The sequence below is a fragment of the Nocardia sp. NBC_01499 genome (assembly GCF_045040275.1).
Lineage (GTDB): Bacteria > Actinomycetota > Actinomycetes > Mycobacteriales > Mycobacteriaceae > Nocardia.
Genome location: NZ_CP109426.1, coordinates 3,281,204 through 3,305,035, shown reverse-complemented (window position 1 = coordinate 3,305,035; position 23,832 = coordinate 3,281,204). Strand labels below are relative to the sequence as shown.

General features: G+C 65.5%; 26 protein-coding genes. 14 read left to right on the top strand and 12 right to left on the bottom strand.

Annotated elements, in window-relative coordinates:
* The first annotated feature begins 15 nt into the window (after positions 1–15).
* The 5 genes from OG203_RS15290 (at position 16) to OG203_RS15270 (ending at position 4,200) form a co-directional block, all read left to right on the top strand.
* Positions 16–825 carry an SDR family oxidoreductase gene (locus OG203_RS15290; RefSeq protein WP_405166316.1) on the top strand — a complete coding sequence of 270 codons (810 nt, stop codon included), beginning with the start codon at positions 16–18 and terminating at the stop codon, positions 823–825.
* A gap of 32 nt (positions 826–857) precedes the next feature.
* The gene (locus tag OG203_RS15285; RefSeq protein WP_405166315.1) at positions 858–1,505 is read left to right on the top strand and encodes an isochorismatase family protein; all 648 of its coding nucleotides are present in this window, start codon (positions 858–860) and stop codon (positions 1,503–1,505) included.
* Between the two features lie 32 nt (positions 1,506–1,537).
* Complete coding sequence (locus OG203_RS15280; RefSeq protein WP_405166314.1) at positions 1,538–1,882, top strand: phosphopantetheine-binding protein; 345 nt, start codon at positions 1,538–1,540, stop codon at positions 1,880–1,882.
* Between the two features lie 185 nt (positions 1,883–2,067).
* The gene (locus OG203_RS15275) at positions 2,068–2,766 is read left to right on the top strand and encodes a hypothetical protein (protein WP_405166313.1); all 699 of its coding nucleotides are present in this window, start codon (positions 2,068–2,070) and stop codon (positions 2,764–2,766) included.
* A 687-nt stretch (positions 2,767–3,453) separates the two neighbouring features.
* Entirely contained in the window at positions 3,454–4,200 is a 747-nt protein-coding gene (locus tag OG203_RS15270) for an alpha/beta fold hydrolase (protein ID WP_405166312.1), read from the top strand.
* Positions 4,201–4,639: 439 nt separating this feature from the next.
* Here OG203_RS15270 and OG203_RS15265 read toward each other — a convergent pair whose 3' ends face one another.
* Positions 4,640–4,831 carry a hypothetical protein gene (locus tag OG203_RS15265; protein WP_405166311.1) on the bottom strand — a complete coding sequence of 64 codons (192 nt, stop codon included), beginning with the start codon at positions 4,829–4,831 and terminating at the stop codon, positions 4,640–4,642.
* Positions 4,832–5,494: 663 nt separating this feature from the next.
* Here OG203_RS15265 and OG203_RS15260 point away from each other — a divergent pair.
* Positions 5,495–6,001, top strand: coding sequence for a hypothetical protein (locus OG203_RS15260; RefSeq protein ID WP_405166310.1), 507 nt, complete (start codon positions 5,495–5,497; stop codon positions 5,999–6,001).
* A gap of 130 nt (positions 6,002–6,131) precedes the next feature.
* Here OG203_RS15260 and OG203_RS15255 read toward each other — a convergent pair whose 3' ends face one another.
* From OG203_RS15255 to OG203_RS15245, 3 genes are all read right to left on the bottom strand, one after another.
* Positions 6,132–7,022 carry an NmrA/HSCARG family protein gene (locus tag OG203_RS15255; RefSeq protein ID WP_405166309.1) on the bottom strand — a complete coding sequence of 297 codons (891 nt, stop codon included), beginning with the start codon at positions 7,020–7,022 and terminating at the stop codon, positions 6,132–6,134.
* A 98-nt stretch (positions 7,023–7,120) separates the two neighbouring features.
* Entirely contained in the window at positions 7,121–7,546 is a 426-nt protein-coding gene (locus tag OG203_RS15250; protein ID WP_405166308.1) for a MarR family winged helix-turn-helix transcriptional regulator, read from the bottom strand.
* A 403-nt stretch (positions 7,547–7,949) separates the two neighbouring features.
* Positions 7,950–8,351 (bottom strand): hypothetical protein, encoded by a 402-nt coding sequence (locus tag OG203_RS15245; RefSeq protein WP_405166307.1) that lies wholly within the window; start codon positions 8,349–8,351, stop codon positions 7,950–7,952.
* 276 nt (positions 8,352–8,627) lie between these two features.
* On the opposite strand from OG203_RS15245, the gene OG203_RS15240 reads away from it, so the two are divergent.
* The 5 genes from OG203_RS15240 to OG203_RS15220 all read left to right on the top strand — a co-directional run bounded on the left by OG203_RS15240 (position 8,628) and on the right by OG203_RS15220 (position 12,643).
* Positions 8,628–8,939: a hypothetical protein gene (locus tag OG203_RS15240; RefSeq protein ID WP_405166306.1), complete on the top strand. Its 312-nt coding sequence runs from the start codon at positions 8,628–8,630 to the stop codon at positions 8,937–8,939.
* A gap of 275 nt (positions 8,940–9,214) precedes the next feature.
* A complete protein-coding gene (locus OG203_RS15235) occupies positions 9,215–10,051 on the top strand; it encodes an ABC transporter ATP-binding protein (protein ID WP_405166305.1) in 837 nt (278 codons plus the stop codon).
* Positions 10,048–10,860: an ABC transporter permease gene (locus OG203_RS15230; protein ID WP_405165497.1), complete on the top strand. Its 813-nt coding sequence runs from the start codon at positions 10,048–10,050 to the stop codon at positions 10,858–10,860. The genes OG203_RS15235 and OG203_RS15230 overlap by 4 nt, the downstream gene beginning before the upstream one ends.
* Positions 10,857–12,026: a sensor histidine kinase gene (locus OG203_RS15225; protein ID WP_405166304.1), complete on the top strand. Its 1,170-nt coding sequence runs from the start codon at positions 10,857–10,859 to the stop codon at positions 12,024–12,026. The genes OG203_RS15230 and OG203_RS15225 overlap by 4 nt, the downstream gene beginning before the upstream one ends.
* Entirely contained in the window at positions 12,023–12,643 is a 621-nt protein-coding gene (locus tag OG203_RS15220) for a response regulator (protein WP_405166303.1), read from the top strand. Before OG203_RS15225 ends, OG203_RS15220 begins: the two co-directional genes overlap by 4 nt.
* A gap of 454 nt (positions 12,644–13,097) precedes the next feature.
* On the opposite strand, the gene OG203_RS15215 is transcribed toward OG203_RS15220, so the two are convergent.
* On the bottom strand, positions 13,098–13,754 hold the full coding sequence (locus OG203_RS15215) for a hypothetical protein (protein WP_405166302.1): 657 nt from the start codon (positions 13,752–13,754) through the stop codon (positions 13,098–13,100).
* A 121-nt stretch (positions 13,755–13,875) separates the two neighbouring features.
* Here OG203_RS15215 and OG203_RS15210 point away from each other — a divergent pair, with 121 nt between their 5' ends.
* On the top strand, positions 13,876–14,058 hold the full coding sequence (locus tag OG203_RS15210) for a hypothetical protein (RefSeq protein WP_405166301.1): 183 nt from the start codon (positions 13,876–13,878) through the stop codon (positions 14,056–14,058).
* 811 nt (positions 14,059–14,869) lie between these two features.
* On the top strand, positions 14,870–15,073 hold the full coding sequence (locus OG203_RS15205; RefSeq protein WP_405166300.1) for a hypothetical protein: 204 nt from the start codon (positions 14,870–14,872) through the stop codon (positions 15,071–15,073).
* 137 nt (positions 15,074–15,210) lie between these two features.
* Here the strand turns inward: OG203_RS15205 and OG203_RS15200 are convergent, their stop codons facing one another.
* The 6 genes from OG203_RS15200 to OG203_RS15175 form a co-directional block, all read right to left on the bottom strand.
* Positions 15,211–16,434 carry a hypothetical protein gene (locus tag OG203_RS15200; RefSeq protein ID WP_405166299.1) on the bottom strand — a complete coding sequence of 408 codons (1,224 nt, stop codon included), beginning with the start codon at positions 16,432–16,434 and terminating at the stop codon, positions 15,211–15,213.
* A gap of 44 nt (positions 16,435–16,478) precedes the next feature.
* Positions 16,479–16,994 carry a hypothetical protein gene (locus OG203_RS15195; RefSeq protein ID WP_405166298.1) on the bottom strand — a complete coding sequence of 172 codons (516 nt, stop codon included), beginning with the start codon at positions 16,992–16,994 and terminating at the stop codon, positions 16,479–16,481.
* Between the two features lie 66 nt (positions 16,995–17,060).
* Positions 17,061–17,429 carry a hypothetical protein gene (locus tag OG203_RS15190; RefSeq protein WP_405166297.1) on the bottom strand — a complete coding sequence of 123 codons (369 nt, stop codon included), beginning with the start codon at positions 17,427–17,429 and terminating at the stop codon, positions 17,061–17,063.
* A complete protein-coding gene (locus OG203_RS15185; protein ID WP_405166296.1) occupies positions 17,426–17,647 on the bottom strand; it encodes a hypothetical protein in 222 nt (73 codons plus the stop codon). The genes OG203_RS15190 and OG203_RS15185 overlap by 4 nt, the downstream gene beginning before the upstream one ends.
* Positions 17,644–17,859, bottom strand: a complete 216-nt coding sequence (locus OG203_RS15180) for a hypothetical protein (protein ID WP_405166295.1) — start codon at positions 17,857–17,859, stop codon at positions 17,644–17,646. Before OG203_RS15180 ends, OG203_RS15185 begins: the two co-directional genes overlap by 4 nt.
* Positions 17,860–17,920: 61 nt before the next feature.
* On the bottom strand, positions 17,921–18,412 hold the full coding sequence (locus tag OG203_RS15175) for a DNA-directed RNA polymerase subunit beta (RefSeq protein ID WP_405166294.1): 492 nt from the start codon (positions 18,410–18,412) through the stop codon (positions 17,921–17,923).
* 127 nt (positions 18,413–18,539) lie between these two features.
* On the opposite strand from OG203_RS15175, the gene OG203_RS15170 reads away from it, so the two are divergent.
* Positions 18,540–19,523, top strand: coding sequence for a helix-turn-helix domain-containing protein (locus tag OG203_RS15170; RefSeq protein WP_405166293.1), 984 nt, complete (start codon positions 18,540–18,542; stop codon positions 19,521–19,523).
* A gap of 47 nt (positions 19,524–19,570) precedes the next feature.
* On the opposite strand, the gene mobF is transcribed toward OG203_RS15170, so the two are convergent.
* Positions 19,571–23,659, bottom strand: coding sequence for a MobF family relaxase (mobF, locus tag OG203_RS15165; RefSeq protein ID WP_405166292.1), 4,089 nt, complete (start codon positions 23,657–23,659; stop codon positions 19,571–19,573).
* Positions 23,660–23,832 lie beyond the last annotated feature (173 nt).

Genomic DNA, 23,832 nt, shown 5'->3' with positions numbered 1-23,832 from the left:
GGTTAGGCTAAGTATATGTCTAGGGCGAGTAAAGCCGATGGCGGTGTGATCATCACCGGCGCGGCCCGTGGTATCGGCCGCGCGGCGGCGCAGATCTTCGCGGCCAGGTCGGCGTCACCGGTCGTGCTGTGGGATCAGGATCCTTCCGTGCACGACACCGCCACCGAGCTCGGCGCGACCCGGGGCGAGAGCATCACCCGTGCGCAACAGGTCGATGTGACCGATGCCGATTCCGTGGACAAGGCGTTCGTCGCGGCCGTCGAACGGGTCGGTCCGATTGAGGCCGTCGTGCACGCGGCGGGCATCTTGGAAACCGGTTCGGTGGCGGAACTGACCGGCGCCCAATGGGATCGGTGCCTGGCGGTGAACGCCACCGGGACGATGAACGTCACCCGACGGGCCGCCGCCGTGCTCGCCGCGAACGGCGGTGGCTCGATCGTGGTCGTCACCTCGAACGCCGCCGGAACACCTCGAGTCGGCATGGCCGCCTATGGCGCGTCCAAGGCCGCGGCGCGGGCGTTCGCGATGGCACTCGGCCTCGAGGTGGCCGCCGCGGGCGTCCGGGTGAACATGGTGTCACCGGGGTCGACCGACACACCCATGTTGCGTGGCATGTGGACCGCGGATGCGGCCGAATTGCCCGAGTCGGCCCGCCACCGCCTGCTGGCGGGTGACGCGGAGAACTTCCGCCTCGGCATCCCACTGCGCCGGGTGGCGCAGCCCGAGGACGTAGCCGAAAGCATCTACTTCCTGACTTCCCCGCGTGCTCGCCACATCACCATGCATGACCTGCGTGTCGATGGTGGCGCGACGTTCGACGCCTGACACTGTCTGAATCACTGAACAGGAGAAGACTGTTGGCCATCCCGCCGATAGCACCGTATTCGATACCGGCGCGCGAGGACGTCGTGGCGAATCATGTGCCGTGGTTGGTGGATCCGTCGCGTTCCGCGCTGCTGATCCACGACATGCAGCGGTATTTCATCGACGCGTATCAGCCGGACCTCGAACCGATCGCCACTGTCATCGCGAACATCCGGCGGCTGCGCGAGCAGTGCAACGCCGCCGGTGTTCCGGTGATCTACACCATGCAGCCCGGCGATCAACATCCCTCGCGCCGTGGCATTCTCGCTGATTTCTGGGGTAGCGGACTCAGCACCGGGCCGTCTACCGAGGTGGTCGGCGACCTGACCCCCGGCCCGGCCGACATCCAGGTCACCAAGTGGCGCTACTCGGCGTTCCAGCGGACCGACCTGCGCGAGTTGCTGAACCACTACAACCGCGACCAGCTCATCATCACCGGCGTATACGCGCACATGGGCTGCATGCTCAGCGCCGCGGACGCGTTCATGAACGACATCAAGCCGTTCGTCGTGCTCGACGCGACCGCCGACTTCGGCCGCGATGAGCACGTGATGGCCATGAACTACGTAGCCCGCCGCTGTGGCGCGGTGACGACGACCGACGCGCTGGAATTCGCGCTGCGGCAATCGAATGCGGCCTGACGCGGGTCTGCTGAGTTACACGGAGGATGAACATGAGCGAGCCGGTTAGCATCGGCCGCCAGGACGTGATCGCCGATATCGCGGCCGCGTTGGGCGTGGCACCGCATGAGGTGCCCGAAGACGCGGATCTCACTGACGCGGGCCTGGATTCGGTGCGATTGATGTCGCTGGTGGAGAAGTGGCGCTCCGACGGCGCGGATCAGGCGGACTTCGCGACCTTGGCGTCCGAGCCGGTGCTGAGGGCCTGGCTCGGCGTCCTCGTGCCCGCGGACCGGGTAATGACAGGCCGAGCCGTGGACCAGATCGTCGATGAGGGCGTGCGGGTCGATGTCACGCACGGGCCGACCGGCCTTACCGAGACGCGGGCAGGGAGCTAAGAGCACGTCAGCTTCGCTACCCGCCGATCGGCGGTGATTCGCGTAACCCGGTGTGCACCTTGGCATCTGGGGCGATGACGGGCGCCAGGAACTGGATTCGCCGGCAAAAACGTACCGCTTGACAGGATTAGGTGTGCCTACCCTAAGCTCACCGCATCCCGACCACACCTAAGAAGGACCTGAGAATGTTGATGAGGAACTTTGCCGCGACGGCCACGCTGCTGATCGCAGCGCTCGGCGTCACCGCCGGCACCGTCAACGCGGCCCCGGCCGCGGACGCACCGATCAATTTCACCGCCGAATCCACCGAGACCCAGTCCGTCGTTTCCATCGACTCCGGCTCCCTCGTCGTCGAGGACAACGCGCTGAAGATCAAGGCCGCCAACGGCACTGTCGTCGCGGGCACCCCGCTGCAGTTCCGGCTCGATGACTTCACGTTCCCCATCGCCGCCGACGTCGCGGGCCGCACCGCGACGCTGACCCCGCAGCTCGACATGAACAAGGCCGTCTACACCCCGGTCGCCCTGCCCTTCGAGGACAAGGCGCCGTGGAAGTCGGAGTACGACCGTGAGCAGGCCGCCTGGTCGCGGATGACCGGCACGATCAGCCTCGGTGCCAGCATCGCCACCCTGGTCGGCGGCATCGGTGGCGCGGCCGTCGGTTGCGTCCTCGGCGGCATCGTCGGCGGCGCGGTCGTCGGCGGCACCATCATCGGCCTGTTCGGGCCCTTCATCGGTGGCATCGCGGCAGGCTGCCTCGGCGGCGCGGCCGCCATGGGTGCGCTCGGCACCGTCGCGGGCCAGATCCTGATCACCGCCCCCGTCGCGATCGGCGCGGTGATTCAGTACTTCACCACGATCAATGCCCCTTTCCAGGGTAAATGATCTGACCTGCGGAAACAGGGCGCGCTAGAGCCCTGACCAGGTACTATTGCGGCAGCGTGATTACCATCACAGTTCAGCTCCGGTGTCGGTGAGTGTATCTCGCTGGCACCGGAGCCTTTTCATGTGCGCGGCTCGTGGATGCGATGGCAAACGCGAGGGAGGGGGCGCGGCCAACTAGTAACAGGTACCAGCTCGGCGCATCCCAGCCGAACCGCGCGCCCAGCGGCAATATCGGATGTTCGCGAAGTCGACCGGCGGCTAACGGCTACGGCGCACTCGAACGCCCGGAACGCGGCATGACACGATACAGGGCGGCCCTCAATCGGCCCTTCAGGACGGCACTGAGGGCTTAAGAGAGTCCGCAGATGTATGCGGACTCCCTTCGGACTCGGCCTGACTCGAACAGGCGGCTACCCTCTCCAAACTGCGGGCGCATTCATCCGGGAGCCAGTGCACCTTAAGCGAGGACAGAGCAGACCGTATCGCCCAAATCGAGCGGATGGCAACGAGATATCCCCTGCCTTGCCGCTCTGCCTCAGAAAACGGGCATCTGGCCATCGGTGCAGGTTCCTTCGGCCTGGCCGCACTCGGCTCGTTCCGAAGCGACCCGTAAGCGGCTACCGGATGTGCCGACGGTGCGCGTCTATCGTGGTGGTGATCATGTTCGACCTGCTGTAAGGAATCTTTGTGACCGCGGTATTCGTGAACGGCAACCCAGAGAGCGCGGCGATCTGGGATCCACTGCTCGCCGAACTGAACCGCACCGACGTGCTGCGCCTGTCCCCGCCCGGGTTCGGAGCGTCCATCCCGGCAGGTTTCGACTGCACGGTGGCGGGCTATCGCGACTGGCTGGTTGGCGAGTTGGTGGCGCTCGGTGAACCGGTCGACCTGGTCGGCCACGATGTCGGCGGCAGCACGGTTGTCGGCGTCGCCATGACCCGGCCGGACCTGCTGCGGACCTGGGCCAGCGACTCTGTGGGGGTGTTCGATCCGGAGTACGTCTGGCACGGATTGGCCCGGGAATGGCAGACATCCGGGGTGGGTGAGAAGTCGATCGCGGACTGGATGGGCGGCACGGCCGATGAGCGTGTCGAACGCATGGTCGCGGTGGGCCTCAGCAGGGCAGTCGCTACCCAGCTCGCCCCAGCCCAGGGGCCGGAGATGGGCCACGCGATTCTCGCGTTCTACCGTTCCGCCGCCCAGCCGACCATGGCCGAACTGGGCCGTAACCTCCCCGCCGCAGCCCAACGTCCCGGTCTGGCCATCATCGGCACCGAGGATTCGTTTGTCGGCTCAGTGGAGATGCGCCGCCGGTCCGCAGCCCGCGCAGGTGCTCGCGTCGGCACGCTGGACGGTCTGAACCACTACTGGATGGTGCAGGACCCCGTCCTCAGCGCACGAGTACTCACCTCGTTCTGGGCTGAATACGACTGACCGATTCACGGGCCGTAATCGGCTAGGTGCGGATGTTGGGAAGCCTTGCCCGTCAACCGATCTGATCGACTGACCAACGCCCGCGCAGCGGCATGAGCGCTCACTACTTCCGAACGTAGTCAGCTCCTAGCTGTTCGACTGTATGCGGGTTAGCCGAAGCCACTTGTGCCAGCATTGGCTGCAGTCGGCTGAGCGGCAGTGCATCCAGCCGTCGCACACCTCGTCCGGCATCCACAGCGTGTGCTCGGAGATCGGATGCGGGCATTGGTCACAGACCTCGGGCGGAGTCCACTGCGGGTTGGGCTCGCTCATGAGCAGCAATCATCGACGATCGGCGCAGATACCGGCAGGCCGGGGCCAAACGTCGAGTAGCGCAGTAGCCGTTCCGATCAGCGCCATAAGCGTCAGTTCAGTGGTTTCTCAACGAGTCGCAGTCGGCTCAGGAACTTTCGAGTCCGAGTGCCTTCGCGCGGAACACGAGCGCGTCCATCGCCCAGTGAAGGCTTGGCTTCGGCTCCATCCCCGACCCGTCGCGCAGCGCTTTCACTGCTTGGATCTTGCGCCCTTCCTGAAACAATCGATCGAACTCGGCACGAGCCTCGACAGGCAATGCAGGCCACTCGGCACGCACGATGCATTGGCTACAGATTTCGGAGAACCTGGACCGCAGAGAGGTCTGCAGCACACCGCATCCCAGACAAGGAGCCGAGATGTACTGCTCCGCGCAAGCAGCACAGAGCACCGCAAGCCCAGCTTCGGGCGCGTTTCCTTCCGCTCCGCACATCCAGCAAGTAAGTCGCACGGCTCCAGTTTGCACTGCCAGCCTCGGATCGACACGGCCACTTGATCTTCCACCGCCCAGGCTGGCCGGTTCGGTCAGCGCGGTATGCGGCTACTCAATACTGGCGGTAGGACTTGACCTCGGCCAGGATCGGGTCCAGGTGCCCGGTGAGAAGCTCCCAACATTCGGCTGCCCACCGTCGGTATTGGTGTGGCTCTCTATTGGGTTGTCTCCCACCGGGTGCCGTGCAGGGAGTGGCTGAAGAGGGGCCTGCCCCAAGCTCGAACTAGCGGTGCCCTCCCGCACGGACACCACACTGTCGACAACGGGAGGAACCAGCGGTGACCGTCATCATCGAGTGTGGGCGGTGGCAACCGACCCTGAATATTTCACGGCACCCTAGCCCCGCAATCGCGCCGTAACGCGCGCAAAAGCCTTGCCCGGCAACATCTCTCATGATCAGCCCGGCTTCGCGCCGCCGATTTCTGTAAGCAACCCCCACAACATGAGGCAATGAACATGCGCATGCACCCCAACTTTTACACCGTTGACCATCGGGGTCCCGGACGGCTGAGCATCATGGCCAAGCCGCGCGGCGGAGAGTGGCTCGAAGACGAGATGACCGCTCTGAAGGCGTCCGGTGTCGACCACTTGGTCTGCGCGCTCACCACCGCTGAACTCTACGAGTGCGACCTCGGAGCCGAAGAGCGCACAGCACGTGAGGCTGGCCTGCAGTTCGTTTCCATCCCGATCGTTGACCGCGGCGTCCCCGACCGGGCCAGCGTGCTGCCGACTCTCCAGCACCTCGCTGCGGAACTGAACGACGGCGCACACGTCCTCACCCACTGTCGCTTTGGCATCGGCCGCGCATCGCTGCTGGCCGCCGCGCTCCTCGTCATCAACGGCACCGACCCCGACACGGCATGGAACCGACTCGAACAAGCTCGTGGACTCACCGTCCCCGACACCCCCGAGCAACGCGAATGGACCGACAAACTGCCTCGACGGCCGCTGTCCTGACTAGCGCTGTGGGACCACCCATCGCACTGCTGACCGATGATCACCGAGCGTCGCGTACGGGCTGCCGCACCCCTTCGGGGCTTGCCACTCAGCCCGTCGCTGATCGATAGCTGTGGCCCGTGTGCGACGTTCAGGAACGGACGTTGTCCGCGGGCGCGGTCCAGCCGGTGGAGCGGATCCACTCGGCCAGGTCCCGGGTGGCCGGCTCGATCGCCCGCACCGCTGCGAGGTCCGACGGGTATTCGGACGCCGCGGCGAACTGGCGGAACATCGCCTTGTCGAGGTCGTTGCCGAGGACGCTCAGCGGCAGGGCCTCGTAGCGTGACGGTAGCCCGGCGTGCGCGCCGAACGCGGCGGCGATCTGGCTACCCGTCAGCTCGTCGCCGACGACCTCGACCGCTCCGCCGGGCACGTCCGCTGTGCCGAGCAGGATCGCGGCGGCGACCTGTCCGATGTCCTTGATCGAGATCATCTTCAGGGCGATGTCGTCCGGCAGCGGCACCCTCAGCACGATCGTTCCGTCCTCCAGGCTCGGCGCCATCACGGTCGCGAAGTTCTCCATGAAGGCGGTCGAGCGAACCATCGTGGCCCGCAGGCCGGAATGCTTCAGGTATTCCTCGATCCGGAGCTTCGAGTCGTGGTGCGGCACGCCCGTTTCGCGATCCGCCCCGAAAACCGAGTTGAACACGACGTGCGGCACCCGCGCCGCCACCGCCGCGTCGACGAGGGCGATGCCCACTCGGACCTCCTCCTCGACCTCCTCGAGGCTGTTCGCCTCCGGGGTCATGAAGGAGAACGCGTCGACCGCCTTCAGCGCGGCGACCAATGACGTCGGGTCGTCGATCCGGACAGTCGCCAGCTCGACGCCTCGGGCGGCCAGCGCTTGTGCCCGGTCGGAATCGGGGGAGCGGACGAGGGCCCGCACCCGCGCTCCTCGGGCCAAGAGCGCGTCGATGACCGCCCCGCCCTGCTGCCCTGTCCCACCGAAGACCGCGATCACGCCGGTTTCCTGCGTGTCCATGTCGCCCACCTCTCATTGGTTCATGCCATGAACAATATTAGTTCATGGCATGAACTTCCGCAAGGCGTGCGGGTCTGCCGAGGGTTCTGCGCGGTAGGTCAGGACGTGGCGGACCCCGGAACGCCCGCCGCGTCGACGATAGAGGTGGCGACGCGTTCGAAGTCGCGCTGGTCGTCGGCGTCGAGGTTCTCCGCGATGTCGGGCAGGCGCTTGGTCGTCTCGGCGAAGATGGCTTCGGCGAGCACCTTCCCCGAGGGTGTCACGCCGAGCATGATGACCCGCCGGTCCTGCTCCGAGTTCACCCGGCGGACCAGGTCGCGTCGCTCGGTGCGGTCGACGAGTTGGCTCAGCGCGTTCTTGGTCATGCCGAGCGAGGTGGCAAGGTAGGCCATCTGCCGCGACTCGTCCTTGATCGCGCACAGCAGTGTGGCCTGCGTGGGGGTCAGGTCGTACTCGGCGCAGATCTGCGCGTATCTGCGCTGGATCAGGACCGAGAGCCAGAAAAGCTTGTCGCCGTAGCCCACGCCCGCCTCCACTCGTCCGGTGCCGAACGCCCAGTCTACCGCCGCGGACTGGCTCGCCCGACCGCTCACCTGCCGGTGAAGTCCGGCTTCTGCGTGGTCTGGAACGCCGCGACCCTCTCGGCGAAGTCCTCGGTGCCGAACAGCCCGACCTGCCCCCGCGTTCACGGGCGAGCGCCGCGTCGAGCCCCGTGAGCGCGGTGGCGTTGAACGCATCCTTGGTCCGCGCGTGCGCGGCGGTCGGCCCAGACGCCAGCCGCCGCGTCTTCGCGCCAGGCTTGAGCCAAGAGAGCCTCCGGTGTGCGCCCCAACTACCGCTTGCTCGCCACCTCTCTGTGGGACCTCGTGGCTAAGTTCGTTCCCCGCCTCTGGCGCACCGTCATCCGAGTCGGCATGGGCAGCCTGCTCAGGTCGATCGACTTCGGGGTGCGGCTGGCGCACGACTCGTGGCGCCGATCGCTCGCAAGAGGCCAGGGCCGACCTCCGACCAGCCGATCAACAGGAGCGGCCCTACCGCGTCGAACGCCGCTTTACCAAACTCGCCCGCGACCAGAGGCTCTGCCACGTTCAGCGCGAGCGTGACCACGCTAGCGAAGATCAGCAGCCGGCGAGCAGACCGCAGCACGTCCGGGGACGCACCGGTGAGCGCCAGGTGCCGCGTGCCGAGCAGCAGCCCGAGGATCGAAAGGTCAACCGCGGGAGCCACCAGCGGCGCGACCCAGGCAGGCACGCCGAGCCGGAGGGCGAGGTTGAGGACGTCGCCGAAGCCGAAGAGAAAGGTGAGGCCGATGACGACGCCGATGATCACGGTGACAGCCTGAACCACGGCAGCCCCGTCCGAACCTGATCGAGTCGACATAGCTGCAGGACGGGTCATCGGGCACCACCTGCTTCGATGCGCGGACGTCCGTGGCTGTCTCGGGTGGGGATGCCGCGTTCGCGCAGCTTGTTCAGGACGGTGGTGTGGTTGACGCCGAGGTGCCAAGAACTGCCCGAACCTGTCTCCCGATCAGGTGCGCGGTCTTCGACTAAAGATCTGGACGGATGACCAACGCGCGGTATGCGGCATGACAGGATGTTCACGATGGGTATGGAGAACATCGACGACAGCACCACGCTTCCAGATGGTTGGACCATCAGCGATGTGCGGCGACGCGCCGGGATCGACGCGGCGCTGCTGCTGGACCCGAGTACCCCGGTCTATCTGGCCCCCAACGGACCTGACCAGAGCACACCGCTGAACGTCGACCTCATCCTGGACTTCTCCTGCCTGTATCTCGCACGCTGCGTAGATGACAGTGAGTGGTACATGTGCCAGCGTGCCGCTCCAGAACAACCGATCTTCTGCTGGTCGAGCTACGGCGCAGACCTGGGTACCGCGATCGACAATCTCTGACGCGGAGGTTGGCTCGACCTTCTCCACAGGCGGAAAGCTTTGCCCGGCAAGCGATCAGGAGACGGCCACTACGGTGGCGCAGGGCTCCGACCGCCGGTCTCAACGACCCCGCTGCGGTATGTGCGGACGTTCATAGTGGGGTATCGCAGCAGGCAAAAGAACGCGGGTAAGCGGCGAAAATCGTAAGGCACTGCACTTCTGTCCGTCGATCGGTGGACAGCCGATTCAACTTCCCGGCTGTTCCGGGAGGTCCAGCGCGGCAACAGACTTGAGTCATGACGGCAGTGCGGGTGCGTGGATTGCGCAAGGAGTATCCGGGGCAGGTCGCGGTGGCCGGGCTCGATTTCGATATCGGGCAGGGTGAGGTGTTCGCGTTGCTCGGTCCGAATGGCGCGGGCAAGACGACGACCGTGGAAATCTTGGAGGGGCACCGGGATCGGACGGCGGGTGAGGTCAGTGTCCTCGGTGAGGATCCTGGCCGGGCGGGCCGGGCTTGGCGGGCGCGGCTGGGCATCGTCTTGCAGACCGCGACCGACGTGGCCGAGTTGTCGGTGGCGGAGACGGTCCGGCATTTCGCGAAGTACTACCCCGATCCGCGTGATCCGGAAGAGGTGATCGACAAGGTCGGGCTGAGCGAGAAGGCGGGGGCGCGGGTGAAGTCGCTGTCGGGTGGGCAGCGGCGGCGGGTCGATGTTGCGCTGGGCATCATCGGCCGTCCCGAGCTGGTGTTCCTCGATGAGCCGACGACCGGGTTCGATCCCGAGGCTCGCCGCCGGTTGTGGACGCTGATCGGCGGGCTCGCGCGGGAGGGCACCGCGATCCTGCTCACCACGCACTACTTGGACGAAGCCGAGGCGCTGGCCGACCGGGTCGCGGTGATCGCCCGCGGGCGGGTCGTCGCCGAGGGCACCCCGCGTGAGCTCGGTGGCCGTGCCGGTGCGGAGGCGACTGTGCGCTGGGTGGATGAACGCGGTGAGCACGTCGAGCGCACGGCGTATCCGACGAAGCTCGTCGCCGAGCTCTCCGCTGGGGGTGGGGAGCTCGGCGAGCTGACCGTGACCAGGCCCAGCCTGGAGGACATCTACCTCGAGCTGATCGCAGAGACGCCATGACCACGCTCGCTCTGCCCGGCACGTTCTCGCTGGGCCTGACCCGCGGCGGCGCGGAGCTGCGGCAGTTCTTCCGCAACAGGGAACAGGTGGTCTTCACCTTCTCCATGCCCGCGATACTGATGATCCTGCTCGGGTCCATTCTGGACGGTCCGACCGCGCAGGTGTCGGTCAGCTCGGGGCAGCTGCTGGCCGCGGGCATGATCGGCGCGGGCATCGTCTCGACGTCGTTCAACAGCATGGGCATCGGCCTGGCCGTCGACCGGGAGAGTGGCGCGCTCAAACGGCTTCGCGGGACACCGATGCCCGCGGGGTCGTATTTCGTCGGGAAGATGGTGCTGGTGGCGGTGTCCAGCGCGGTCCAGTCGGCGTTGATGATCGCGGTGGCCGTGCTCATGTTCGAGCTGCACCTGCCGTCTGAGCCGGCGCAGTGGCTGACGTTGGCCTGGGTGTTTGTGCTGGGCACCGTGTCGTGCACGCTGCTCGGCATCGTGATCGGCTCGGTGCCCCGGTCGACGAACGGGGTCGTCGCGGTGGTCAACCTGGTCTATCTGGTGTTGCAGTTCATGTCGGGGGTGTTCGTCACCCCTATCACGCACCTGCCGAAGGTTATGGTCGACGTTGCGTCGGTATTTCCGCTGAAGTGGGTGTGTCAGGGCTTCCGCTCGGTGTTCCTGCCCCCGGAGGCAGCGGCTCAGGAAATGGCGGGGACATGGGAACTTTCGAGGGTGGCGCTGGTGCTCGGCGCCTGGTGCGTGGTGGGACTGCTGCTGGCGAGGCTGACGTTCCGCTGGACGAACGAGGGCCGGTGAACCCGTCATCGCGCAGCGCGTGGCAGCGCTTCCGCTGGGTCTGGGACGTGGTATTCGGGGTGGCCTACGTCGGGACAGTGGCCTACGTCCTCACCGACGAGCCGACGACGGCGATAGCGGCCAGACTGGTCAGCGTCGCGGCGCTGACCGGGATCGCGATCGTCTACTTGTCCCAGGGCCGCCGAGCCCTCACCCGCGAGGACAACGACACACAGCGCTGGCTGTTCGCCGGGGTTCTGTCGCTGCTCATCGTCGTCGCGATGTTCGCCGACCCCAAAGCGAGCTTCGGTCTGTTCATCGTCTGCCCGCTGGTGTACATGACGCTGGACTTCGCACCGGCCGCCGCGCTCACGTCATTGACGATCATGCTGAGCCTGGTCGCTTCGATCGTCCGCGACGGGGCCGAGGCCCTGGCCATCGTGGTGCCGATGATCGTGATCGTCTTCAGCATGCTCACCGGGCGCTACATCACCGGGATCATCGAGGAGAGCCATGCCCGCGCCGGGCTGATCGAGCGGCTGGAAGCCAGCCAGGCCGAGGTCGCCCGGCTCTCCCTGGAGGCGGGCACGGCCATCGAGCGCGAGCGATTGGCCCGCGAGATCCACGACACGCTGGCGCAGGGATTCACCAGCATCGTCACCCTCACCCAGGCGATCGAGTCCGAAATGGACACCGACCCCGCCGCAGCGAGACGGCATCTCGGCCTCGCCGCGCGCACCGCGCGAGAAAACCTCGGCGAGGCACGGACAATGGTGGCCGCACTCGCGCCTACCGGGCTGGCGGCGGGATCGCTGGAGGAGGCGCTGCGACGCCTCGCCGACCGGCTCGCCGAGGAGAGCACCCTCACGGTGACCTACGAAGTGCACAGTCCGTTGCCGACACTGCCGATGGCGACCGAGGTGGTCCTGCTGCGTGCCGCGCAGGAGGCACTGGCCAACATCGGCAAGCACGCGTCGGCGTCGGCGGTGCTCGTCCGAGTCTCCGCCGTGGACGACTCGGTACGTCTGCTGGTGCACGACGACGGCGCGGGTTTCGACCCCGGCGCACCGACCGGGGGGTTCGGACTGTCCGGGATGAGGTCGCGGGCGGGGCAGATCGGCGGACGACTCAGCATCCGCAGTGGATATTCCGAGGGGACCGACGTGGAACTGCAGGTGCCCGCGTGATCACGATCATGCTGGTCGACGACCATCCCGTGGTGCGGGAGGGACTGCGCGGGATGCTGGAGTCAGAACCAGACTTCAGTGTGGTCGGCGAGGCGGGGTCCGGCGACGAAGCCGTCGCGCTCGACCGAGTCAAGCAGCCAGACGTAATCCTGATGGACCTGCGGATGCCCGGCCTCGACGGCGTCAGCGCGACCAGGAAGATCCTGCGGCAGACACCGCGGCGGCGGGTCGTCGTGCTGACCACCTACGAGACCGACGCCGACATCCTGCGCGCGGTCGAGGCCGGCGCGTCGGGGTACCTGCTCAAGGACGTGTCGCGGACCGAGCTGGTCGGGGCGATCCGGGCGGCAGCCCGCGGGGAGACCGTGCTGGCGCCGTCGGTGGTCGGGAAGTTGGTGAACCGGGTGCGGAACCCGGAGCCGCCGCCGTTGTCGGCCCGCGAGACGGAGGTGCTGCGGCTTGTCGCGAAGGGCGGGACGAACGCGGACATCGGGCGCGCGCTGCACATCAGCGAGGCGACAGTGAAGACGCACCTGCTGCGCGTGTTCGGAAAGCTCAGCGTGTCCGACCGGACCGCCGCCGTCACCACCGCCATGGAACGCGGCCTCCTCAGCTGAACAGCCAAAGCCCGCTGTCTATCGGCGGTCAGTAGCGGGGAGGCGGACTCGGGACCGACGTACTGGAATCGGCATAAGCGCGCTTTGAGAAGCGCTGTCAGCCAAACGTTTTGGACGGATGACCAACGCGCGGTATGCGGCAGATACGGACATTCGCTGCGGGTCGGCTGGCGTGAGGCCCCGTCGATGTGGACGGCTTGGCTACTAGGCGGAAGCAAGCCTGGGATCTTGACCGGTTCGGGGCCGCCGAAAGCCTTCTGCGACGCTTCGACAGCTTTCTCCTCGGCCTCTGCTGCCCTGTCGGCGACCGCGACATCGGTGGGTTTGTCGTATGAATCGTGGGCGGCGGTGCGGGCGATTTCCGCGCGGCCTGGTCGTAGGCGTCGTCCTCAACGGCGGCATAGTCATAGGCGCCGGGATCGATCCTTACCCGGCGCTGGACGAATAGCCGCTGCTAATTGCTCAATCCAGGCTCGGACCAGTCCACACTGAACGCCGCTTTCGCCGCCTTTTCCTCGGCATCGTCGGCCAGCAGGCGCTCGTCCAGGTCGTCGTGTTCACTCATATCCTTGCCCGTCTCGTAGGCAGCCACAGCCCTGGACTTGAGTTCCTGCCACACCATGGGCAGTTTATTGTCGTCATGGACCAGGCCGTCACTTCTGGAGCCGCCGGCCTGAAATTCACAAAGGGCGGCAGGGTGGTCGTCTTTACAGGGAAAGCACAGGCTTCCCCCATGCTCTACCAACGCGAAGCAGTGGATATATACCACTTCAGACGCCAGAGCCGCATAGGCGTCTGCTGGAGAATCGAACTCGGACTTGCGCTCTGTTCCTGTGACGCCCATCGTCCCTTCTATCTCGTAGGGCGTGCGATCCCGCAATTTCTTTGCGTTGGGTACGTTGTCGAAGCGTGCCTGAGCACTGGCCAAACGCTTTTTGTGACAGGCGTCCACGGCCTCTTGGTCACCGTCGGCAGCTTTTTCCTCCGCCGCGGTGCACACCTTGGGTGCCTTGGCAGGGTCGGCGGTGACCACCGTCGATGGCACCAACATCCCGACAACGACACCAACTGTGCAGGCCACAGCGGCGAGAACACGAGAACGAGCGAACATGGGATCCTCCGGATTCGATGTCGAAGTTCAGTACCTGCACCATCTGAGCACAGGCGCACACACCACCAGCCAGGACACGGCGGCGCGACACAGCTGACATTCGTTCCGACTGGTCATTCGGATGGGTCGGGTACCGAGGGAGTTCGAACAAGCCGAATCGGGTCGCTCGGTGCCGCCAGCCCAACCACCGGTCGGACGCCACCTTGGTCGGCGGCGCGGCGCTGGACGCCCTGCCGAGCGGGTCCGCCTGCTCGCCGCGGCGCTGCTGCTGTACTGCCCGTTCGCCGCAGTACCCACCTGCTGAGCGCGATTCAAGTGCGCGGTAATCGGCATTATCGGATGTCCGTGAGCTGCGCTGACCGCCTGCGACGACCGGCGTCGACACCCGAGAGCCGTCCGTCGCCGGATGGGTTCAAAGGCAAGCCCCGGAGGGGCGCGGCAGTACCTCAGGGTTGGCCCTGAGGTTTGGGCGTGCTGTGGTGGTTCGGTCCCCCACCATGGTTACGGGCCAATATCCCCCCGAACCGAGGTACAGGGTGGGGGAGGCACCCTCCCTAGCCCTCGGTGGCCCACCCTCAGGCATACGGGCCAATCACGCACCCGACAGGGGGAGGGGGTGGAAGTGTGCACTGCCCGACACGGGAGCGGCAGCGTGCCCTCTGGGCGGGCAGGGTGGCACTGGGTAGCCGGGTGCAGGCTCCGGCCTGCCGGGTGAGACTCGGTCTGTGTCGGCACAGATGCGTCCGGCTTAGCGTTGCTCGAATCCGACTGTGACCGTGACGGGTTGGCTTAGCTCCGACGCTCAGGGCTTAGCCCCTGGTACCCCCAGGGGAGGGAATCCCATCCCCTGTCCTTAGACCGGCTCGTAATGCGGGTGCCTGGTTCTGTACGGGTTTCAGGGCTTTCGTCCATCTAAGCCGCGGTGCACTGTTTGCGCTGCTCAGAGCAGGTTTCTGAGCTTCCGGACGATTGTGAATCGAGATCGCTCGTTCGCTGCCGAACCATCGGTAACCGACCGCACGTAACACCCCATCCGGAATCACGGCTGGTCCGAATACGTGGAAGTACGGTGAGCTGGACAAGCTAGCCCGCCGACCACACGATTGGAGCTACACATGATTCGCCGTGTCGTGATCGCCTCGCTTGCCGCGACGTTCGCCATGGGGGGAATTGCATTGGCCGGACCCGCCTCCGCAGATTGGGCTGACGAGTGCGCGAAGGAATCAGCTACCTATGCCGCCTTCAAAAAATGTGTGATCGACAAAGAAGCCGCAGCGGCGAAGCGGCGTGGCGACAATGAGTACGATGGACCTAACTAGCCACTAATTAAATCCCCGGTGGTAAACGCATCGATTTACCACCGGGTGGTTCCACCCTACCTTGAGGAATTGACGATCCCGCTCCATTCGGATCGGGCTCGACTCATAGCTAGGCGTTGTTAGAGCTGTGAACGACATCACCGGTCGCGGGATTGTCCTCGGTCGCGGCCCTGCCCCTGTTGTCTGCCGTGTCCTTGAACCGGAGGTGCGTGCCCGGGTGGTTCCCGTACCGCTCCGCGTGGGTCGGTGGCTTGACCTAGCCAGTGGAGCCGTTGTATCTCTGTGAGCCGTCCTTGTTCCTGGAGTCGTTGGTACGCGGCGTTTCTGGCCGCGTCTTGTTCTCTGGCCGCTTCGCGTGCTGCTGCCTGCGCCTTGTCTGCCGCCTCACGTTCAGTGGTAGCGGCCTGGTTCAGCTCCGGGGTAGGTCGTTCCCCAACCTTCGGGGTTTCGCGCTCCTGGGGCCGATCAGGCACTGGGAGCGGGAATTCTCGCAATACCTGTTCGCGGGCTTCACGTTCGACTCTTTCCCGTGCGGTTTCGGGCGACTCTCGTTCCGGAGTGGTCTTCTCGGGTGCTTTGTCAGCCGACGGCGCAGGGCCGGACTTGAGTAGGGCCTGAAATTCCCGCACGACCTTCTCAGCAGCTACACGGGCCGCCCGATCGCGCTCGGTCTCCGGTGCTTCACGCTCCTTGGCCCGCTGTTGTGCCTGCTGGGTGCGTTCGGCTTGTACGCGTTGTGGGGCTTCGGCTCGGCCACGTTCGGCGCCTTGACTGAATCTTTGCACCGCCTGGAACTTGCCCTTCACTTCACGAGCCTTCGTGAGCGTGACTTGCTTTTCCCGGCGTTTTTGAAGGTCTACACCCTTTTGTTCTCGCGCTTTCTGCGCAACCCCCGGCAGTTCGAGTTGTTGTGCGTTCTTCTCGCGATTGAGTCCTTTTGCGAACACGTCGCGGGCCTGCGCCCGAGATATTTCGACGTGAATCACTCTGGCGCCGAATTCTTTACGTAACTCGTTCAGATGTCTTTCGTAAGCCGCCGACATTTTCTCACCGGCGACAGTCCGAACGGTAAGCGTCTCGATCTCACGTTTCGCGAGAAGTTCGCGATCTTTCTTCAATTCCCGGATATCGTTTTTACTGCCAGTCTGGCCCGACTTGTCATCGATGGCATGAACCTTGCCCAGATCGTCGGTCCTGGCCTTGTCGTAGAATCTCAGGCCATGCAGCGTGGAATACGGGTCCGGGTGACCGACATATCCTTTTTCTCGGTCGTGAAAGACTGCTTCGGTGCCGTTCTCGAAGATTCTTCCGCGTTCGGGTGGGTTGAAGTTCTCTCGAATCTTGTCGTATTCATCAGGCATGCCAGCCCACCCCCCGAATGTGAACTCCGAGCTAGAACAACCGGCTACGCGCCGTCGCGGGACGCCGCGTATCGCTCCGCGAATTCGCGTATCATCTCTGCCATACCGGAGAACATTCCGCCGTCGGCCGGGTCGTAGTCTTCAATCATGAGTTCCATCAACCCGTATGCGGTGTCGCCGCCGGTGTGAAATCCGTAGTTCAGAATCGGATTCACATGATCGTAGAAAGAATTCTCACGACCGAACCATTCGTAGTCTTCCCAGTGTGCACCCGCGAACTTGATAAAGCACTCACCGAGAAAGCAGATGAACGCATCGGCTATATCGGCGTTTTCGGGTGCCATCGCGGTAGCCATGTCCGGGAACAACTCCGCAACTGTCGCATCGAGCCGTTTCACTTCCGGTGAATCTTCCGGCCATGGCTCGGAAGGAATCTCCCGTATGCCTGCACGGTCCATGAATTTCTGAGCTTGTGCTTTGCGCCGTTCGGGGTCGACCCATTTACCCCACTCGGTTCGCTCGACGCCGAGATCCATAGTCAGTTGTTCGTCGTCACTCACATCTACCCCTCTCGTTGCGGCCAGAGTCCCGCGTCCACGGGCCAAGGTACAAGCAGACTGACTCTGTCATGGCGGGCCTTGGCTGGTGTCGCTCCACCGTGTCGGGTTCAGCGCCCAACGGGCGTAAGTCTGTTCAGGTGACACGGTGACCACGTCGACAACTCGCGTGAGTTCACAAGGGATCTCGTTGTCATCGAAGTGCGTGGCGTTAGGCACGATGACGGCGTCGGCCCTAGCTCGTCGTGCTGCGGCTATCAGGTCCGTTAGCGGATGCTCAGTGCTCGCACCGAAGACTACGGTTTTGGTGAGGTTGTAGCCGAGTCGCTTTGCGAGATTACGGATTTGGGTCTCGTTCCAGCCCTGCGCTATTCCGGCGATGTCTTTGCGGAGGTAGCCGATGGCTACGGGCTTGCTCCCAGAACCAAGCATCGTCATGGCCCTTCGTAGAGTCGTTCGTTCGGGAGTCGATCCAATCCCGTTGTGGCACCGGGGATCAGGCACACGCTGTCGATGTAGTGCCGCTGGCGTTGCTCCTCCAGGAAGAACAGCGCCGAGGTAAGGCAGGCAGCAAAGTCCAGCTGTTCGCCCCGCAGCGTGACGCGTAGGTGCAGGTCCGGCTCGTCAGGATGAGGGGATCGCTGCTCGGCAGTCATCGCGACTGCCGATCGCTGCCGCTGTCGGCACCGGGCTCCACCCGTGCGAAGTCGGCGCGGTCGTCTACGACCCGCGTCCCGATCCACGGGCAGCGGCCCGGAACTATCCCGTCGTGATCGCCGATCTTGCCGTCGACCACCGGGACCATGCCGGAACAGAGCATCGACGGGCAACCGACCCTGAATATTTCACCGGCCTTGTGGAACAGCACGGCCCCGCCTTTGCACTGCGACGCCTTGATCCACGGGCCACACCCGCACCCACATCCGCAATCAGCCATGATGCACCGCCAAGGATCGCGACTCGCGATTGATACCGGTACATCCGAGGATCGCGTCCACGACGACACGGGCCGAGGGACGAAAGGTGTTGCGTGGTAGCTCTATCCAGCGTCTGCTACCCCCTCCCGGTTCACCTGTGGGCGACGGCAACGCGATGGCACCCGCACGAACGATGCTTACGTTCAGCGGGAAAAGCTGGTTGAACAGCCGCGTGTCGTCATCGGGCACATCAGGACGAACCAGGAACGTCCACCGGTTCGACCCGACGTGCAACACGATCGGCCCGACCGCGACGCCGTGACGCTGCATATGTTGGCGCAGAACACTTCCCAACGTTCCGGGCATCGTCAGTGCGCCGGTACCCCCGGCAAGGAAGGTGATTCGCCCGGAGCCGGGCGGGTCGATGTTGGCGGCTAGACCGCACACCAACCGGTAGTAGACGCATCGCGAAACTGGTGTATCCCCAAACGAAATGTTCTTCATCGTGATTCAAGCCCCCTGCTGGCATCGCACGGTTTAGGTGTGCCCAGCCCCTAGCGGTTTGAGGGTTGCTCCGTCTTGGGAGCGCGTTCCGGGCACGTATTCAGACAACCACCCGATATGCCCGGAGATGCGCGGCTTCGTGTCCACATGCGTCCTCAGCTCCCGTTACGCTGGAACTGTGGAGCCTGGACCGCTGTTGCGGGCCGCCCGCGAGGCGGCGGGTATTTCGCTGCGTGGCATGGCTGAACGGACTTTCTACAGCCGCACGTACCTGAGTGCGATCGAGACTGGACAACGCCCGGTGCCTGCTGGGGTGACGGCCGCGTACGAACGCGTGCTTGCAACGACAGACCTCGGACGGCTCACTGCCGCGTCGAGTTCGGCGGCCAGCGTAGACGCCAACGCCTTGTCCGACGTAGCGGTGATGCTGGCGGCTATCCGCCGGATAGAGGACACAACCGGGGCTCTGGCGGTACTTCCGGCGGTGCGTGGCATGTCATCGATGACCGAGCAATTCGTCCGCGAGGCCCGTACCGGACGAGACACAGCAGCAGCGGTCGCGTCTGAGGTCACGCAATACCGGGGCTGGCTGGAACACGCAGTCGGAGCGGACACAGCCGCTCGCCGGAGTCTGACGACAGCAGTGGATTTGGCGGCGGAATCTCATGACCCGGACCGACTCGTACACAGCTTGGGTTTTGCCGGTTACGTCGCGTGGGGTGCGACCGGGGACTACGACGAAGTCATTGGGTTATCGGACGCGGCACTCAATGTGCGCGGGGCACACCCTGTCCTAGTCGCCTACGCCCGTATGCGGCGGGCCGAACTACTGGCCGCACGCGGAGAGACACTCGAGGCGCAACGCGCTCTGGCCGCTGCTGACGAAGCGACGGCATCGGCGGACGGCATCGAACCACCGGACGCAATGTACTGGTGGACACCCGGTTTCGGAGCTGTGCAACGAGGCGGTGTTCTCGCGCTGCTCGGAGACTCTGCCCAAGCAGTCGAAGAAGCTACGGCGGGCCTTGCTGAGATGCCGATCGAGCACCGCCGAACGGAGTGGCTCGCATCCGCGCTGCGACGTGTGGACCCGGATCTTACCGGGACCTGATTCCGAGTCAGGATCACGAGGCATTGGCACGGCGGCCGGGGCAGGGTTTACCAGTCGATATCGTGTCCTGTGTCAGGTTCGGACTGGTAGGGGGGATTCTGATTGGCGCTGTAGTCGTCGGTGTAGTCGGTGTGGTGGCCGAGGTCGGCGGCGTCGATCGCGTCCGCGATTTCTTGCCCCGCCGGGTCGGGATTGTGGGGTTGTGGAGTGGGTTCGGGTTGGTGAACAGTGATGCCGTTTAGGTCGATTTCCAGGCGTGCCCAGAGTGCGGCGGCGGGCATTTCGTCGGGGAGTGGTCGTTGCTGTGCGGCTTGGGCGAGTTGGTGTTCTATGTCGATTCCGGCGCGGGCGGCGGCGTCGACGTGGCTGGCGATGGCAGGCCACGTCGGGTCGGTGCTGATGCGAGGGTCGATTCGGTCGGCCGTTGCGGCCCAATGATGTTGGGGTAGTTGGGTATTGTCGTCGTGGTCGAGGATGCGGCGTTGGAGTTGTTGCTGGTGGGCGCGTTCGATGGTGGTGTGGCGGGTCGGTCCGGTGGGGCGGTGATCGGTGTCGGGGATGTGGAGTCCGGCACGCCAAATAGCTAGGTCGGCAAGCAGTTTGGGGTCCGCGAGCAGAGCTCGCGCCCACCTAGGGGCGGTGGCCGGGGTCCACGCTTGGGCGGTGTCGCTGATCTGGGTGGCGAGTTCGGTCACGATCTGCTGGCGGGCTCGCACGGGCGCGAGGGTGTCGGGGTCGAGGGTGTTGGTGGGTAGTCCGGGTATCCATGGGAGTGGGCCGGGTCCGGTCGAGTGCGCGCCGGTGGGGTCGATTCGCCAGTCCAGCACGGCGGCGGGGTCGGTGGCGGTGTCGAGTTCGCGGCCGGTGATCGCGGTGTGCAGGGCGGTGATCGGGTCGCCTCCGGCGAGGGTGAGCATCGCCAGGTGCTGGCGCAGGACCGGGTAGGCGGGGCTGTCGGTCAGCCCTGGCAGGAGCTGTTCGGCGACGAGGTCGATGGTATCGAGTTGTTCTGTGCCGCAGGCGTGTTCGGCGGTCATGGCCAGGGTGTCGAGGTAGATGTCGATGGCGCGGCCGATGCGGCGTGCGGGGTCGAGGGCATCGCGGAGTTCGGTGTGGGCGGATGTGGCGGCACCGTCGCGGTCGAGGATGTATTGCAGGTGTTCGGTAGCGGTGCGCGGGTAGTGGGCGGGAAAGGTGTAGATGTCGCCTTCCTCGCCGCCCATGGCGGTGGCGAGGTAGGCGTGGTTCGCGCGGCGTCCGCGTGTCATCGCCACATAGAACTGTTGGCGGGACTCGCGCCCGGACAGGGCGACGTGGCAGGTGTCGGCGGTGATGCCTTGGGCGGAGTCGATCGTGGCGGCGTAACCCAAATGCAGGTGTTCGCTCACGTACTCCGCAGGCAAGCGCACGACGGCAGTGGTGTCGCGGCCGTGGACGCGCCGCGCGAGGGTCAGTGCGCCGTCTGGGTGGACTTGGCGGATGGTCCAGGTGTAGCCGTTGCGGACCCAATCGTGTTCGCCGACGCGCAGGCGGGGGTCGTTGCGGCGGGTGCGCACAGTGTCACCCGCCGAGGCCACCAGGCCGTCCGCGAGGGCGATAACGGGACCGGAGGGTGTTGCGGTGTGGGCGAGCCGCTCGGCGCGGGCACGCATGTTCAGGGCGGTCACGATGTCGCGGGTCGGGGCCAGCATCACCGCGTGCGCGCCTGCGGCGGTGTCGGCGGCCCAGCCAAAGTAGGTGTCTTCATAGACGCTGCCCAGGTGCCCGGCGTGGATACGGCCATGGTCGAGATACCAAGCCAAGGCGAGCGGATCACCGATGCGTATTCCCTTGGACGCCAACGCTTCCCCTCGACTGGCGAAGCGCACCACCTCGGTGAGAGTGACCGGCTGTGTGGGTGCGGCGTGGGCCATGTCGGCGGCGGCGCCACCGGCATCGATGGCCGAGAGTTGGTGGTCATCGCCGAGGCATCGCACGGTCGCGTCCCGGCTGGTCAGATACCGCAACAGGTGCAGACGTTTGGAGGTCGGCACCGTGATGTGTTCATCGATGATGACCAGGGTGGTGTCGTCGATGTCGAGCACCCATTGCGGCAAGTGAGGCGGATACTCGCCGGTGAGAGCGGCAGGGTGATGAGCGTCGAGGACGTGGAGAAGTTTGTCGACGGTTTCCGCGCGGGTACTGATCGCATGGCCCAGTTCTGCGGCGGCGTTGGCGGTGGGAGCCAAGCCCAGCACGGTCCCGCCGGCCGATCGCCAGGCGGTGGTGAGCACTGCCATGGCGGTGGTCTTGCCGGTCCCGGCTGGGGCGTTGGCGGTGTGCACGCCCATCCCGGCAGCGGCGAAGGATTCGATGACACGGACCTGACCGAGGTTCAAAGGCTGGTCCAGGTGCGCGGTGTTGTAGTCATCGACCGCGACGGCGACATATCCGGGGTCCAGGATGCGCCCGCCGGGTTCGACGGCCAGGGCGATGAGTTCGGCTTCGGCAGCGAGAGTGGCGGCGGTGGTGTAGATCTGAGAGTTCACGCGAGTGTGGGTCGGGGTGCCGTCGTCGCGGCGCAACCATGCCGGGACCGCACGCAGATCGGGCTGCTCGGCCACGTCGGGATCGCCGCGCGCGAGTGCCGATGTCGGCGCGAGCGCGTGCGCGCAGACCTCTGCGGTGACGCGGGCCCAGTCCGCGGGAGCCACCTGCCCGCGGAGTTGGCGTTCGACCTCGGCCCGCAGATTGAACGCACGCCAGATCGCGCGCTTGTCCGACACCGCCGCCAACGCCCGACCGCTGATACGGGCGACGAACGCGTCATCGGGTGCCGGACGCGCGACGGGTGCGACAGACAAGACGCGCGCGATGATGTCGTCCACAGCCTCGGAGCCGCCGAGTAGTTCGGCGGCTTCCTCGCGCCAGTTCGCGCGTTGCTGGGTGCGTGAACCCGGAAGATGTTTGCCGGGTCGGGTTTCCAGAGTCGCGCGCTGGGCCAATCGGTGCACTTCGCCGGGCTCGGGTTCGCGTCCGAACGCGGCCTGCCATGCGGCAGTGAGGGTATCGAGGCGATCGGTGATCGCGGCCCCGCGCCGAGACCACAGGTGGATCAGCGGCAGCGGCACACCGACGATCTCACGGACACGAACCCGTTCGGGGTCGCGGTCGAGGCGGTCGGTAAACCGCAGGCCGAGCGCGGTTTCGAGGTGGTGTTCCAGGCGGGTGTCATAGATTTCGGAGACCGTGACCACTGCCTCGTGGATGGTGGTGCCGTCGATGGTGCGCCACTTGCCGTCGGTGGTTTGCACGCGGTTGGCGATCAGGACGTGGGTGTGCAGGTCGGGATCGGAGGCGCGGGAGTCGCGGTGGGTGAAGGTCGCGGCGACCGCGCCTTGCACTTGGACTTGGCGAATACCGTTGCGACCCAACCGGGTGAACAACGCCTCCGATTCCAGCCAGGTCAGCGCATCGGTGACCGCGTGCCGGTGCGCGGTGGCGATCATGTCCGCCAACGGTGGTGAGGCAATCGCCCACAACGCTGACACACTCTTGACGGGACTGAACGTGAAGTCGTATCCGGCGACCGCCGTGCGGTCGGGACGGGAGTTCTTGACCACCCACCCCGACAACTCACGCGCATCGAGCGGTGCGCGCCGGTACTCGGCGGTGAACATGTCGGTGGCGACTCTGGTGCCGATCCGAGCGCGGACAGCCTCGGGGATCGGCGCGGTGACGCACGCGCCCACGCTGGTGTTGTAGTCGCGGTATGCCTGAGCCTTGGCCGCGCGGTAGCCCGATGTAGAGGTATAGACCGGATAGCGGTTGCCGAGTCTGGTTGCCTTCTCAGCCATCCGGGCGGCCTGGGCGCGCGGCATACCGGCAGCGCGATGGCGGGCGGTGGCGCGTGCGCGGACCTGTTCGGCATCCGGGTGGATCCCTTCGCCGAACAGATTGCGCATCTGCTCCTCGGTCACCTCCGTACCGGGGTCGATACCGAGGGCGGAAAGTCCGGTGCCGCGCCAGGTTCCGGGGGCTTCGCCGTGTTCGTTGTAGTACTCGGCCAGTGAGGCGCGCCCGCGCGCGCTGGTGTCGTTGGCGGCGGTGTTTCGCAGGTAGTACTGGTAGCCGTTGCCTGCGGCGACTTTGTGCATCGTCGCGACCATGCCTCCATGAAGCGCCTACTACACTTCGTAATTCAAGAGATCAACCCTTAAAACTAGCTGAGAACAACGATTTCCGGGGCGATATGACCCCGAGATGCAAGATGTCTGATTGTTGATAAGTGAGGTGATAGGGGGGTGGGGTATGTGGTGGGAGGGCGAGA